At 69.5% G+C, this 13,901-nt stretch carries 12 protein-coding genes; 9 read left to right on the top strand and 3 right to left on the bottom strand.

The window, feature by feature from the left end:
* Positions 1-20 precede the first annotated feature (20 nt).
* Complete coding sequence (locus tag ABL844_RS19450) at positions 21-1,478, top strand: glycosyltransferase family 2 protein (RefSeq protein ID WP_184637062.1); 1,458 nt, start codon at positions 21-23, stop codon at positions 1,476-1,478.
* A 4-nt stretch (positions 1,479-1,482) separates the two neighbouring features.
* Here ABL844_RS19450 and ABL844_RS19455 read toward each other — a convergent pair whose 3' ends face one another.
* Positions 1,483-2,310 (bottom strand): DODA-type extradiol aromatic ring-opening family dioxygenase, encoded by an 828-nt coding sequence (locus ABL844_RS19455; RefSeq protein ID WP_418128573.1) that lies wholly within the window; start codon positions 2,308-2,310, stop codon positions 1,483-1,485.
* Positions 2,311-2,427: 117 nt separating this feature from the next.
* On the opposite strand from ABL844_RS19455, the gene ABL844_RS19460 reads away from it, so the two are divergent.
* Both ABL844_RS19460 and ABL844_RS19465 read left to right on the top strand, forming a co-directional pair.
* On the top strand, positions 2,428-3,360 hold the full coding sequence (locus ABL844_RS19460) for a LysR substrate-binding domain-containing protein (protein WP_418128574.1): 933 nt from the start codon (positions 2,428-2,430) through the stop codon (positions 3,358-3,360).
* A 125-nt stretch (positions 3,361-3,485) separates the two neighbouring features.
* Positions 3,486-5,288 carry an ABC transporter ATP-binding protein gene (locus tag ABL844_RS19465; protein ID WP_418116831.1) on the top strand — a complete coding sequence of 601 codons (1,803 nt, stop codon included), beginning with the start codon at positions 3,486-3,488 and terminating at the stop codon, positions 5,286-5,288.
* Positions 5,289-5,294: 6 nt separating this feature from the next.
* Here the strand turns inward: ABL844_RS19465 and ABL844_RS19470 are convergent, their stop codons facing one another.
* Complete coding sequence (locus ABL844_RS19470) at positions 5,295-5,723, bottom strand: VOC family protein (RefSeq protein WP_184637054.1); 429 nt, start codon at positions 5,721-5,723, stop codon at positions 5,295-5,297.
* Between the two features lie 70 nt (positions 5,724-5,793).
* On the opposite strand from ABL844_RS19470, the gene ABL844_RS19475 reads away from it, so the two are divergent.
* The 3 genes from ABL844_RS19475 to ABL844_RS19485 all read left to right on the top strand — a co-directional run bounded on the left by ABL844_RS19475 (position 5,794) and on the right by ABL844_RS19485 (position 9,575).
* The gene (locus tag ABL844_RS19475; protein WP_184637052.1) at positions 5,794-6,399 is read left to right on the top strand and encodes a TetR/AcrR family transcriptional regulator; all 606 of its coding nucleotides are present in this window, start codon (positions 5,794-5,796) and stop codon (positions 6,397-6,399) included.
* 357 nt (positions 6,400-6,756) lie between these two features.
* Positions 6,757-8,160, top strand: a complete 1,404-nt coding sequence (locus ABL844_RS19480) for a DUF2868 domain-containing protein (protein WP_418128576.1) — start codon at positions 6,757-6,759, stop codon at positions 8,158-8,160.
* Positions 8,157-9,575, top strand: coding sequence for a GTPase/DUF3482 domain-containing protein (locus ABL844_RS19485; protein ID WP_418128577.1), 1,419 nt, complete (start codon positions 8,157-8,159; stop codon positions 9,573-9,575). Before ABL844_RS19480 ends, ABL844_RS19485 begins: the two co-directional genes overlap by 4 nt.
* Before the next feature lie 4 nt (positions 9,576-9,579).
* On the opposite strand, the gene ABL844_RS19490 is transcribed toward ABL844_RS19485, so the two are convergent.
* Positions 9,580-10,566: a sialic acid TRAP transporter substrate-binding protein SiaP gene (locus ABL844_RS19490; protein ID WP_418128578.1), complete on the bottom strand. Its 987-nt coding sequence runs from the start codon at positions 10,564-10,566 to the stop codon at positions 9,580-9,582.
* A 166-nt stretch (positions 10,567-10,732) separates the two neighbouring features.
* Here ABL844_RS19490 and ABL844_RS19495 point away from each other — a divergent pair, with 166 nt between their 5' ends.
* From ABL844_RS19495 to ABL844_RS19505, 3 genes are read left to right on the top strand one after another with little or no spacing between them, the layout of a single operon-like run.
* Complete coding sequence (locus ABL844_RS19495; RefSeq protein WP_184637045.1) at positions 10,733-11,248, top strand: O-acetyl-ADP-ribose deacetylase; 516 nt, start codon at positions 10,733-10,735, stop codon at positions 11,246-11,248.
* A gap of 40 nt (positions 11,249-11,288) precedes the next feature.
* Complete coding sequence (locus tag ABL844_RS19500) at positions 11,289-13,043, top strand: IlvD/Edd family dehydratase (RefSeq protein ID WP_418128579.1); 1,755 nt, start codon at positions 11,289-11,291, stop codon at positions 13,041-13,043.
* A 26-nt stretch (positions 13,044-13,069) separates the two neighbouring features.
* Positions 13,070-13,840, top strand: coding sequence for a class I SAM-dependent methyltransferase (locus ABL844_RS19505; protein ID WP_418128580.1), 771 nt, complete (start codon positions 13,070-13,072; stop codon positions 13,838-13,840).
* Positions 13,841-13,901 lie beyond the last annotated feature (61 nt).

Consider the following 13,901-nt stretch of genomic DNA (forward strand, 5'->3'; position numbering starts at 1 on the left):
GCCGCCCGGGCCCACTTCCCTTGAACGATCCTCTACAAAGCGCCTTCCTGGCCGCGTCGCCGCGCCTGTCTCCCCCCGCCACGCCGCTGCGCAGCTGGCTCATCCACGGGAGCGTGCTCGTGCTGTGGGCGCTGCTTTTCGCCATGGCGTTCAAGGCGGTCGATGTCGGGGCGTGGTCCGTGGGCGTGGCCTACGTGCTCTACGACACGGTGCTGCTGCTGTTCGTCGCGTGGATGACGCTGCCGATCCTGCGGCCCCGGCCGGCGCCTTCACCCGCTGCGGCCGCCCGGCGCAACACCCTGGGCGTGATCGTCGCCTCGCACAACGAGGCCGCCGTGCTGCCGGTGACGCTGGCCGCCCTGCTCGCCCAGACCGACCTGCCCGACCGCATCGTGATCGCCGACGACGGCTCGAGCGACGGCACGGCCGAGCTGCTCACCACGCGCTACGGGCTCGTCGCTCCCGAGCCCGGCGAGCTGAGCGCGCCCAGCATGCTGCATCCGTCGCTGCGCTGGCTGCGGCTGCCGCACGGCGGCAAGGCGGTGGCGCTGAACGCGGGCATCCTGCGCATCGACACCGACATCGTGCTCACGGTCGACGGCGACACCCTGCTCGACAGCCGCGCCATCGGTGCGGTGCGCCGGGCCTTCTCGGAGGAGCCGGAACTGGTCGCCGCCACCGGCGTCATCACGCCCGTGTGCAGCCGCACGCTGGCCGGCCGCTGCTTCCAGTGGTTCCAGACCTACGAGTACATCCGCAACTTCCTCTCGCGCTATGCATGGATGCGCGTCAACGGCCTGCTGCTGATCTCGGGCGCCTTCGCGGGCTTTCGCACCGAGGCGGTGCGCGCGGTCGGCGGCTTCGACACCGATTGCCTGGTCGAGGACTACGAACTCATCCACCGCCTGCACCGCCACGCCCAGGCCCACGGCCTGCCGTGGACGGTGCGCGTGCTGGGCGACGCGCAGGCGCACACCGACGCGCCGAGCAGCACCGGCGCCTTCCTGCGCCAGCGCCGCCGCTGGTTCGGCGGCTTCCTGCAGACGCAGTTCTGGTACCGCGCGATGGTCGGCGACCGGCGCTACGGCTGGCTCGGCGTCGCGATGCTGCCGGTGAAGGCCGTCGACACGCTGCAGCCGCTTTATGGCCTGGCGGCCTTCGGGCTGCTGCTGGTGTACCTGGCGCGCGGCAACCTCGGCGTGCTGGCGCCGGTGGCCGGCGTGATCGGCGCGAAGATCGTGCTCGACCTCGTCTTTCACCTGTGGTCGGTGCACCTGTACCGGCGCTGGGTCGGCAACGGCAGCGAAGCCAACTTCGTGCAGGCCTTCGCAGCCGCGCTGATCGAGCCCTTCACCTTCCAGATCCTGCGGCACACGGGTGCGGCATGGGGCTGGTGGATGTTCCTGACGGGGCGCGGAACCTGGGGCCGGCAGACGCGGGTGGGGCTGGTCGATGCCGATGGCGTTCGGCGCGGCTGAAGCTTCAGCCGCCGAACCGGAAGCTCGACACCACCAGCCCGCCCATGAACGCGTCCTCGTGATACACGCGTTCGCCGGCTTCGCCTTCTGCCGCGCCAACGGCCACCATCAGCGGAATCAGATGCTCCTCGCGCGGATGCGCCATGCGCGCCGCCGGGGCTGAATCCCACTGCAGCAGTTGCGCGCTGCGCTCGCCGGCCGTGCTCTTCACGACGGCAGCGTCGAGCCAGTCATCGAAAGCCTTCGACACTCCGTGCGCCTGCGGACCGAAGTTGCGCAGGTTGTGATAGCTCAGCCCGCTGCCGACGATCAGCACGTTCTCGTCGCGCAGCGGGGCGATCGCGCGGCCCAGCGCGAGGTGCTCGGCGGGGTCGAGCCCTCGGCGCAGCGACAGTTGCACCACCGGAACGTCGGCCTTGGGGTAGATGGCGGCCATCGGCGAGAACATGCCGTGGTCGTAGCCGCGCTGGGGGTCGATCTGAGCCGGCAGGCCGGCGGCGGCGATGAGCGACTGCACGCGTTGCGCCAGCTCGGGCGAGCCGGGCGAGTCGTAGTGCACCTCGTAGGTATGCGGGGGAAAGCCGCCGTAGTCGTAGATCATCGGCGGCCTGGCGTTGCCCTGCACGGTGAAGGCGGGCGCCTCCCAGTGGGCCGACACCATCAGGATGGCGGCGGGGGTGCGGCCGATCTGGCGGGGCATGTCGGCCAGCGAGGCTTCGAGCCGGTCGTAGGTCGGGCCCATCTCCTTCTTCATCCAGGGCCAGGGGCCGCCGCCGTGCGAGATGAAATACGTGGGCAGTCGGGGCGAAGCGGAAGTGTTGTCGTGGGTCAAGTCGATGCTCCTCGATGAAAGCGTTGGATCGACTGTAGACATTTCCTCCAAGGAAATCGACAGGCTACGATGCATCGGATCAGTTCCTGCCAGGAAATCTTCGACAAGGATGCGCACATGGACCGGATGACCAGCCTGCGGGTGTTCCGCGAAGTCGTGGAAGCGGGCAGCTTCGTGGCCGCGGCCGGGCGGCTGGGCATGTCTGCGCCGATGGCGAGCAAGCACGTGGCGCAGCTGGAGAAGTCGCTGGGCGCACGGCTGCTGCACCGCTCCAGCCGGCACCTGAGCCTGACCGAGGCCGGCACCGCCTGGTACGAGCAGAGCCGCCGCGCGCTCGACCTGCTCGACGAGGCCGAAGCCGCCATCGGCCAGACCAGCGACACGCCGCGCGGCCAGCTCAAGGTGAGCGCGCCCGTGTGGTGCGCCACGCCGCGCTTCGCCCGGGTGCTGGCCGACTACCGCGAGAAGTACCCCGAAGTGCTGGTCGACATGCACCTGGAGAACCGCAAGGTCGACCTCGCGGCCGACGGCTACGACCTCGCGCTGCGCGCCACGCAGGAGCCCTCGCCCGCGCTGATCGCCCGGCCGCTGTGCCGGGTGCCCTTCTTCCTCGCCGGCACGCCCGCCTACCTGGAGCGCATGGGCGGCGTGCCCGCCGTGCCGGCCGACCTCGCGAAGCTGGGCGCCATCGTGCCGAGCTACGTGAACCTGGACAACCTTGCGCTCAAGGGCCCGGGCGGGCGGATGTTTCCGCTGCGTCTGGCGCCGGCCATGCGCTCGGACGACACCACGCTCACGCTGCACGCGGTGCGCGCGGACATGGGCATTGCCTACATGCCCACCTGGCTGATCGACGACGACATCGCGCAGGGCCGGCTGCTGCGGCTGCTGCCGGACTTCGAGGCCACGCCGGTGACGCTCTTCGCGGTCTACACGAGCCGGCAGTACATGGCGCCCAAACTGCGTACTTTCATCGACTTCCTGGGCGAGCGGCTGGGCCCGCCTGCGGCGAGCCAGGGCAAGCCGCGCGGCACGCTGAACGCTTCCTGAAGAACGCACCTTTTCGGGGCAAGGTCATGCATGCACGGCTAAAGTCCTGAGCTCTCCGGGAGACCTCGCCCTTGTTCCGCTTCTTCGAAAAACTCCTTCATCCCTACCCTGCCGCCGAGCCTCCGATGCCGCCGCAGGGCTTCTTCGCCTTTCTCTGGGCCTGCACGCACGGCGTGCGCGGCAAGATCGCGGTGATGGCGGTGCTCACCGCCGCCATGTCGATCTTCGAGGCAGCGCTGTTCGCGATCCTCGGGCGCATCGTCGACTGGCTCGCGGGCCAGGAGCCCTCGCGCCTGTGGCAGGAGCGCGGCGGTACGCTCATGTGGCTGGCGGCCTTCCTCGTCATCAGCATCGTGGTGGTGGCGCTGCAGACCATCGTGAAGCACCAGACGCTCGCGGTGAACCTGCCGATGCGCCTGCGCTGGAACTTCCACCGGCTGATGCTGGGCCAGAGCATGGCCTTCTACCAGGACGAGTTCGCCGGCCGCATCACGGCCAAGGTCATGCAGACCGCGCTGGCGGTGCGCGACACGGTGTTCGTGCTGGCCGACGTGCTGGTGGCCATGGGCGTGTACGTGGCCACCATGATCATTCTTGTGGGCGTGCTCGACGCGCAGCTGGTCTGGCCCTTCCTGATCTGGCTGGCTCTTTACATCGGTTCGCTGGTGTACTTCGTGCCGCGCCTGGGCAAGGTCGGCAAGGAGCAGGCCGACGCCCGCGCACTGATGACCGGCCGGGTGACCGACGCCTACACCAACATCGCGACCGTCAAGCTGTTCTCGCACACGCAGCGCGAGGCCGGCTTCGCGCGCGACGCGATGCGCGAGTTCATGAAGACGGGCTACGGCCAGATGCGCCTGGTGAGCGCCTTCGAGATCGTCAACCACACGCTGAGCATGGGCCTCACGGCCGGCATGGCGGGCGTGGCACTGTGGCTGTGGTCGCACGGCGCGGTCGGCATCGGCGCCGTGGCGGCGGCCACCGCGATGGCGCTGCGGCTGCAGGGCATGTCGCACTGGATCATGTGGGAGATGACCAGCCTGTTCGAGAACATCGGCACGGTGCAGGACGGCATGAAGACGCTGTCGCGCCCGCGCACCGTGCTCGACGCGGCCGATGCCAGGATGCTTGAGGTGCCGCGCGGCGAGGTGCGCTTCGAGCACGCGAGCTTCCGCTATGGCGACGCGGGCCGCCGCGTGATCGACGACCTCACGCTGACCGTGAAGCCCGGCGAGAAAATCGGCTTGGTCGGCCGCTCGGGCGCGGGCAAGTCGACGCTGGTGAACCTGCTGCTGCGCTTCCACGACCTGGAAAGCGGCCGCATCCTCATCGACGGACAAGATATAGCGCACGTCACTCAGGACTCGCTGCGCGGCCATATCGGCATGGTGACGCAGGACACCTCGCTGATGCACCGCTCGGTGGCCGACAACGTCGCCTACGGCCGGCCCGACGCGACGAAGGAGCAGATCGAGGCGGCAGCCAAACGCGCCGAGGCGCACGACTTCATCCAGACGCTGGGCGACGCCACAGGCCGGCGCGGCTACGAGGCCCACGTGGGCGAGCGCGGCGTGAAGCTCTCGGGCGGCCAGCGCCAGCGCGTGGCCATCGCGCGCGTGATGCTGAAGGACGCGCCGATCCTGCTGCTCGACGAAGCCACCAGCGCGCTCGACTCCGAGGTGGAGGCCGCCATCCAGCAGAGCCTCTACACGCTGATGGAAGGCAAGACCGTGATCGCCATCGCCCACCGGCTCTCGACCATCGCCGCGATGGACCGGCTCATCGTGCTCGACGAAGGCCGCGTGGTGGAAGAAGGCGACCACCGCACGCTGATGGCCCAGGGCGGGCTGTACGCGCGGCTGTGGGCGCACCAGAGCGGCGGTTTCCTGGGCGACAGCCTGGAAGAGGACGAGGCGCTGCGCGCCTGAGCGGCATCAGGTCGGTAGTGCGCCGGCCTCGTACTGTGCGACGAACTCCCCGCTCGGCGGGATCGGCTTGATGATGTCGATCAGCACCCCGTTCGGGTCGCGCGTGATGAAGTGGCGCTGGCCGAAGGCCTCGTCGCGCAACGGCAGCAGGATCGGCAGGCCGGCGGCCTTCAGCCGGTCGTGCACCGCATCGGGATCGTCCACCTCGAAGTTCAGCAGCGTGCCGCCCGCCACCTGACCGCGCGCCGCGGCCGGGATGGTCTCGTGCCGGCCGTCGAGCACGGCCAGGTTCACCGAGGGCTCGTCAGCCAACTGCAGGTGCACGTACCAGTCGCTCGTGAAGAGCGGCGTGAAGCCGAAGTGCGTCTTGTAGAAGTCCGCCGTTCCGGCGACATCGTTGGTCATGAGAACGGGGTAGTAGCTCGTCACTTTCACGGTGGGTCCTTTCATTTAACATACAGGCTGCATGTAAATTGAATATAACTTACAGACAGACTGCATGTAAATGAGCAAGACCACATCGGCGACGGTCATAACCAACCGCGAGCGCACCGAAACGACCCGCCTCGCGCTGCTGGACGCGGCACGTGCCCTCTTCGTCGGCAAGGGCTACGGCGACACCTCCACGCCCGAGATCGCGGTGGCCGCGGGCATCACGCGCGGGGCGCTGTACCACCACTTCGCCGACAAGCGCGACCTGTTCCGCCAGGTGCTGCAGCGCGAAAGCCAGGCTGTCGCGGCCGACATCGAGGCCGCCGCGCCCGGGCAGCTCTCGCCGCGCGAGGCGCTGCTGGAAGGCAGCAAGGCCTACCTGAACGCGATGACGGCGCCGGGCCGCACGCGGCTGCTGCTGATCGACGGGCCCGCCGTGCTCGGCATGGAAGAAATCATGGCGCTGGACGACACCACCTCGGCCGCTTCGCTGCGCGAGGGCCTCGTGCGTGCCGGCGTGGGCAAGGACGAGGTTTCGCTGGACGCCCTCACCCCGCTGCTCTCGGCCGCCTTCGACCGCGCCGCGCTGGCCATCGACGCGGGCGCCGATGTGGAAGAGACCCGCACGGCGATGCTGTGGCTGCTGGAGCGCGCGCTAGGCCCCGCTCGTAAACGCTGACAGCCCCCTCCGGCCCGGCGCTTCACACCCGCCTACAGCACGCGCCGCCCCCTGCCGACAGTCGGGCCGCAATGCCCGCGCGATGCTGGATTCATCTTCAACACAGAGGAGTCCTCGCGTGAATTCCATCATCTACATCGTCGGTCTGGTCGTGGTGGTCGTTGCCGTGCTTTCGTTCTTCGGCCTTCGCTGATCCCACCCCCGCTCATCCCGTGAAACGGGGCCGCTCGCGGCCCCGTTCTTCGTCGTGGCCGCGTCGTGGCCGGCCGGAAAGCGGCGGGCATAATTTGCGCGGCCTCGCCCTGCGCCGGGCCTCGATGACTGATACAGATACAGACTGGCTGCGAAGGGACCCTGTTGACCAACACCGCGCTGCGCGAACCCGCCTTTACGGACGCGGTGATCACCGAGGCGATCCGATGGACCGAGCAGAACGGTCCGCTCGACGACGCACAGGCCCTGCGTACCGCGGCCTCCCGCGCAGCGGATTCCCACCGCCAGGTCACCGAGCGCGCGCTGCTGCTCGGCGAGCGCATCGGCCTGCAGCCTGAACTCGCGCGTGCCCGGCAATGGGCGCCCTGGGTGCTGCTCGGGCTCGCGGCGCTCATCGTCGTGGCCGGCCTTGGACTCGCGGGCAACGTGGTCGGCGGCGGGGAGCGCCACATCAACGTGATCGTCGCGCTCGCGAGCCTGCTGGGGCTGCATGCGCTGACGCTGCTGCTGTGGCTCGTCGGGCTGTGGCTGCCGATCGGCTCCTTCAACACCGCCTCGCTGGGCTGGATCTGGCTGTCGCTCACTGCGCGCGTGGCCGGCGGCAAGCGCGGGCAGGCGCCGGTGCTGGTGCGCGCGGCCACGGGGCTGCTGTCTCGCGCGAAGCTTCTGCCTTGGGCCTTCGGGCTCGTGAGCCACGGCATCTGGTCGCTGTCGTTCGCGGTCGTGCTGGCCGCGATGCTGTTCGCGCTCGCGTTTCGCAGCTACACGCTGAGCTGGGAAACGACGATCCTCGAGCCGGAATTTTTCGTGCGTGCCGTGCAGGCACTGGGGTGGCTGCCGGCGAAGCTGGGCTTTCCGGTGCCCGATGCCGCCACGGTGATGGCCGCCCCTGGTGCCGCTAGCGCCGGCGGGCAACGCACCTGGGCGCTGTGGCTCACCGGCTGCATCGCGGTCTACGGACTGCTGCCACGCCTTGCGCTGGCGCTGCTGAGCGCAGGCGTCCTGCGCAGCCGCCGCAAGGCGCTGCAGCCCGACTGGCACGAACCCTACTACCGCAAGCTGCTGGCCCGCTTCGCCGCGATGGCGCCTGCCGCCATCGTCGATGCCGACCCGGGCCGCCTGCGCGGCGCCACGCCTTCGAGCCTGCCTGCATCGGAACTGCAAGACGCCATCTTCGTGCTCGGCTTCGAGCTGCCTCCCGACATGCCCTGGCCGCCGGCCGCGCTGCCCGCGGCCATTGCAGCGCAGGCGCAGCGCATCGACGGCAGCGCCCCCACACGCCGCGCCCTGCTCGACCAGCTGGCCCGGGTCCATCCACGCACGGTGCTGATGGTCTGCCACGCCGCCTCCAGCCCCGACCGCGGTACCGAGCGCTTCCTGCGCGAGGTGCTGGCGCATTGCGGCGAATGCCGCCTGGGGCTGGCCGACTCGCCCGGTGCCAACGCCACGCAGCGCTGGCTCGACTGGCTGCGCGACACCGGCCTGGAACGCGTCGCCGCCAGCGAACGCCTCGAAGCCGCCCTGCCCGAAAGCGCCATCGCCCCATGACGCAGCAAGCCATCCGCATCGCTGTGGTCGGCCACACCAACGCCGGCAAGACCTCGCTGCTGCGCACCCTCACGCGGCGCGTCGATTTCGGCGAGGTGTCGCAACGCCCCGGCACCACGCGCCATGTCGAATCGGTCGATCTCGGCGTGAACGGCGAGGCCGCCGTGCGCTTCTTCGACACGCCGGGGCTGGAGGACGCCGTTGCGCTGCGCGAGCACCTTGCCGCCGGCTTCGACGCGCAGGCGACGCCACCGGAGCGCATCCGCCAGTTCCTGCGCGGGCCCGAAGCGCACGGCGTGTTCGAGCAGGAGGCCAAGGTGCTGCGCACCATGCTCGAGATCGACGCCGCCTTCCTGGTCATCGACGTGCGCGAGCCGGTGCTGCCCAAGTTCCGCGACGAGATCGAACTGCTCAACTCCTGCGCGCGCCCGGTGCTGCCGGTGCTCAACTTCGTGCGCGACGCAGCCAGCCGCGAGCCGGCGTGGAAGGAGCTGCTCTCGGCCTATGGCCTGCACGTGCAGGTGCGCTTCGACGCGGCGGCCCCCTTCGTCGGCGCCGAGCAGGACCTGTACGGCGACCTCGCCACGCTGCTGCGCGACCGGCGCGAGCTGCTGCGCGGCGTGGTCGATTCGCTGGCCGCCGAGGCCGTGCGCCGGCGCGAATCGGCGTGCTCGCGCATCGCAAGCCTGCTGGTCGATGCCGCGGCTGTGCGCCGCACGGTGTCGTCCACCGAGTTCGCCGACGACGCGCGCCGCAAGGCCCTGGTCGCCGCGTTGCAGAAGGAGGTGTTCGACAAGGCCCAGCGTTGCACCGACGACCTGCTCGCGCTCTACGGCTTTCGCCAGGGCGACGCCGACGAGGCGCCGCTGCCGATCATCGAAGGCCGCTGGACGCTGGACTTCTTCAGTCCCGAGGCGATGAAAGACGCCGGCCTGCGCCTGGGCAAGGGCGCCGTCATCGGCGCGGCGGTGGGCGTGGTGGCCGACCTGGCCGTAGCCGGCATCTCGCTGGGCGCGGGCGCGGCACTCGGCGGCGCCATCGGCGGCGCTGTGTCGCAGGGCCTGGGGCCACTCGGGCGCAAGCTGGCCAACAAGCTGCGCGACGTGCACGAGCTCACCGTGGAAGACGGCGTGCTGTTCACGCTGGCCGCGTGGCAGCTGAAGCTCACGCAGGCGCTGGAACTGCGCGGCCATGCGGCCACGCAGCGCATCGCCACCGAATCGCCAGAGGACGGCGATGCGCCCACGCGCGCCGCGGCGGCCGCGGTTCGTGGCGCGCAGCCGGCGCGCAACCATCCCGAATGGGAATCCGGCGGCATCGCGTCCCGCAGATTCTGGCGCCCGTCACCCCAGCGCGATGCCTTGGTGGCGGAGCTGTCGATTGCGCTGCAACGCGCCTTCGTCGAAACGCCCTAGCGCCCTAGTTCACCAGCGCCTGCAGCCGCGCATAGTCGCCCGGCCGCGCGCCCAGCTGCTCTGGCGTCGAGCGCCTGACGACGCGCTCCTGGAACAGCTGCCGGTTGGCCGGCGACACGGTCATGCCCTTGTCGCGCAGGAACTTCTCGTCTTCCAGCTCCCCGGCGATCACGCCGACGTTGGTCCACTTGGCTGTTTCCACCAGCACCTTCTCGACCATCGCCTGCTGCTGCGGAGTCAGCTTGCCCCACGCGGCCTTGCCGATGACGATGCCCAGCGTGTCGTAGACGTGCGCGGTCAGCAGCACGTACTTCTGCACCTCGTAGAGCTTCTTCGACTTGACGATGTCCAGCGGGTTTTCCTGCGCCTCCACCTCGCTCTTCTTGAGCGAGCCGTACAGGCTCATGAAGGGCAGCGTCACCGGCTTGGCATCGACCGCGGTGGCGAAGAGCTGGTAGGCCGCGGCGGTGGGCACGTACAGGCGCAGGTCGCGGAAGTCTTCCGGCCTGGCCAGCGGTTTTGCCGATGTGACCTGGCGCGCGCCGTAGTAGACGGACGCGACCATGCGATTGCCGCTCTTCTCGTTGTAGCCCTTCATCAGCTCGGCCAGCAGCGGGCTCGCCAGGTACTTGCGCATGTGGTCGAGGTCCTTGAAGGCGAAGGGGTAGCTCCCCAGGCTCAGCGGCGGATAGCCCTCGGCCAGCGTGGCCTGCCCGACGTAGGCGATCTGCATCGAGTCGTTGGCCAGCATCAGCGGATAGTCGCCCTCCTGTCCCAATTTGGAAGAAGGCACCACCTCGATCCTGATCTTGCCCTCCGACTGCTCGGCGATCTTGCGCGCCGCCAGCTCGGCCTGCTGGTGGAAGATGCTCGTGGGCTCGTAGACGTGGCCCCACTTGAACTGCAGCGCCTGCGCATGGGCAGCCACCGCGCCCGCGAACGCCAGGCAAAGAAAAACACCGGCGCGGCGCCACGGCAACAAGCTTTTCATCGACTCTCCCTCGGGTTGAGAACAGCCCGCACCCCATGCAAGATCGAAGCCACGCGGCGACGGGTGCCGGGCGAATGCGTCCGGCGCTGGAATCGTAAGTATTTGAAACCTTCTTCGTAGTCGGGTTTGCCCGACTCCGGCCAGCGCGCCTACGATGCCTTGGCACATGACCCCTACGACCACTCTGCGCGCCATCCGCGCCGACATCACGACCCTGCGGGTGGACGCCATCGTCAACGCCGCCAACTCCTCGCTGCTGGGCGGCGGCGGCGTGGATGGAGCGATCCACCGCGCGGCCGGGCCCGAGCTGGTGCACGAATGCCGGCTGCTGGGCGGCTGCAAGACGGGCGACGCCAAGCTCACCAAGGGCTACCGGCTGCATGCGCGCTTCATCATCCATACGGTCGGTCCGGTGTGGCGCGGCGGCGACTCGGGCGAGCCGGAGCTGCTGGCCTCGTGCTACCGGCGTTCGATGGCGCTCGCGGCGGCGCACGGCGTTCGCAGCATCGCCTTTCCCGGCATCAGCACCGGCATCTACGGCTACCCCGTGGAGCCGGCGGCAAGGCTGGCGGTGAGCACGGTGCGGGAGGCCTTGGCGGATGCCGCATCGCCGGTGGAAGAAGTGGTCTTCTGCTGCTTCTCCGCCGGAGACCTTGCCATCTATGAAGCCGTGCTGGCCTGATGCCGCATAGGCCCCTGAAGAAAAACCACCCCCCACACCCATGACCGAATCCAAGTTCGAGCCCGACGACAACGACGGCAACGCCAACGCCGGCATGCGCAAGGGCCTCACCAGCTACGGCGACCGCGGCTTCTCGCTCTTCCTGCGCAAGGCCTTCATCAAGGGCGCGGGCTACACCGATGCCGCGCTCGACCGTCCGGTCATCGGCATCGCCAGCACCGGCAGCGCCTACAACCCCTGCCACGGCAACGCGCCTCAGCTCATCGAGGCGGTGAAGCGCGGCGTGATGCTCGCGGGCGGGCTGCCGATGGAGTTTCCGACCATCTCGGTGCACGAGAGCTTCGCCGCGCCGACCAGCATGTACCTGCGCAACCTGATGGCCATGGACACCGAGGAGATGGTGCGCGCGCAGCCCATGGACGCGGTGGTGCTCATCGGCGGCTGCGACAAGACCGTGCCGGCGCAGCTCATGGGCGCGGCGTCGGCCGGGCTGCCGGCCATTCAGCTCATCACCGGCTCGATGCTCACCGGCAGCCATCGCGGCGAGCGCGTGGGCGCCTGCACCGACTGCCGCCGCTACTGGGCCCGCTACCGCGCGGGCGAGATCGACGCGGAGGAAACGGCCGACGTCAACAACCAGCTGGTGGCGAGCGTGGGCACCTGCTCGGTCATGGGCACGGCCAGCACCATGGCCTGCATCGCCGAGGCGCTGGGCATGACAGTGCCGGGCGGGGCCTCGCCGCCGGCCGTGACGGCCGACCGCATCCGCATCGCCGAGCAGACTGGCGCGCAGGCGGTGCGGATTGCCCGCGAGCGCCTCACCATCGACAAGGTGCTCACCCCGGCCGCCTTCGAGAACGCGATGCGCGTGCTGCTGGCCATCGGCGGCTCGACCAACGGCATCGTGCACCTCGCGGCCATCGCCGGGCGCATGGGCCTGGACATCGACCTGCACGCGCTCGACCGCATGGGCCGCGAGACGCCGGTGCTGCTCGACCTGAAGCCCTCGGGCCAGCACTACATGGAAGACTTCCACGCCGCGGGCGGCATGGCCACGCTGCTGCGCGAGCTCAGACCGCTGCTGCACCTCGATGCGCTCACGGTCACGGGCCGCACGCTGGGCGAGGAGATCGAGGCCGCCGGCCCCGGCTTCGCGCAGGACGTGGTTCGCCCGGTGGCGCAGCCGATCTACCCGCAGGGCGGCATCGCCGTGCTGTGGGGCAATCTGGCGCCGGGCGGCGCGATCATCAAGCAGTCGGCCGCCGACCCGGCACTGATGGAGCACGAAGGCCGCGCGGTGGTCTTCGAGAACGCCGAAGACCTGGCGCGGCGCATCGACAGCGACGAACTCGACGTGACGCCTCACGACATGCTGGTGCTCAAGAACATCGGCCCCAAGGGCGCCCCGGGCATGCCGGAGGCGGGCTACCTGCCGATTCCGCGCAAGCTCGCACGCGCCGGCGTGAAGGACATGGTGCGCATCTCCGACGGCCGCATGAGCGGCACCGCCTTCGGCACCATCGTGCTGCATGTGACACCCGAGTCGGCCATCGGCGGGCCGCTGGCCTACGTGCGCAGCGGCGACCGCATCCGCCTCAGCGTGGCGAATCGGGAGATCTCGCTGCTGGTGACCGACGAAGAGCTGGCAAGGCGCGCAAAGGAATCGCCGGTGGTGGAGCCCACCGCCGAGCGCGGCTACAGAAAGCTCTTCCTGCAGACCGTGACGCAGGCCGACAAGGGCGTGGACTTCGACTTCCTGCGCGCACCGGACACCACCGGCAAGGTGCCGCGCTAGCCGGCGCGCGCCCGCACAATGGGCGCATGACCGACCGCTTCTACGACGAACTCGCCCCGCTCTATCACCTGATCTATCCGGACTGGAACGACAGCATCCGCGTGCAGGGCGAAAAGCTCTCGCAGCTCTTCGAGGCCGAATGGCCGTGCGGCGAGGCAAGCCGCAAGGTGCTCGACGTGTCTTGCGGCATCGGCACCCAGGCGCTCGGCCTTGCGGCACTCGGCCATGCGGTGACGGCTTCGGACCTGTCGGCCAACGAGGTCGAACGCGCGCGGAACGAGGCCCGTCAGCGCGGCCTCGACATCGACGTCTCGGTGTGCGACATGCGCGAGGCGCACACGCATCACGGCGGCGGCTTCGACATCGTGATCTCCTGCGACAACTCGATGCCGCACCTGCAGACCGATGCCGACCTGCTGACCGCCTTGCGCCAGATGACGGCCTGCCTGCGCCCCGGCGGCGGCTGCGTGGTCAGCGTGCGCGACTACGCGAAGGAAGAGCGCGGCAGCAACCTCGTGAAACACTACGGCGCTCGCGTTGACAGCGGCAAGCGCCACGTGCTGTTCCAGGTCTGGGACTTCGATGACGGCGGCAAGGGCGAGCACTACGACCTGGGCTTCTTCTTCGTCACCGAGGACCTCGCCACGCAGGCGGTGAGCGCGCGGGTGATGCGCTCGCGCTACTACGCCATTTCGACGACGCGGCTGTGCGAGCTCATGCAGGAGGCAGGGCTGAAGGACGTGCGGCGCGTCGACGGTGCCTTCTTCCAGCCCGTGCTGGTGGGCACGCGGCCCTGATCCGGAGCCGCGCCGGAGCCGAGCCGGAGCTGATCCGGCGCTGGTTTTCAGGCTGTTTCAG

Origin of the sequence: Variovorax sp. 278MFTsu5.1 (assembly GCF_048305045.1) — a bacterium.
GTDB lineage: Bacteria > Pseudomonadota > Gammaproteobacteria > Burkholderiales > Burkholderiaceae_C > Variovorax > Variovorax guangxiensis.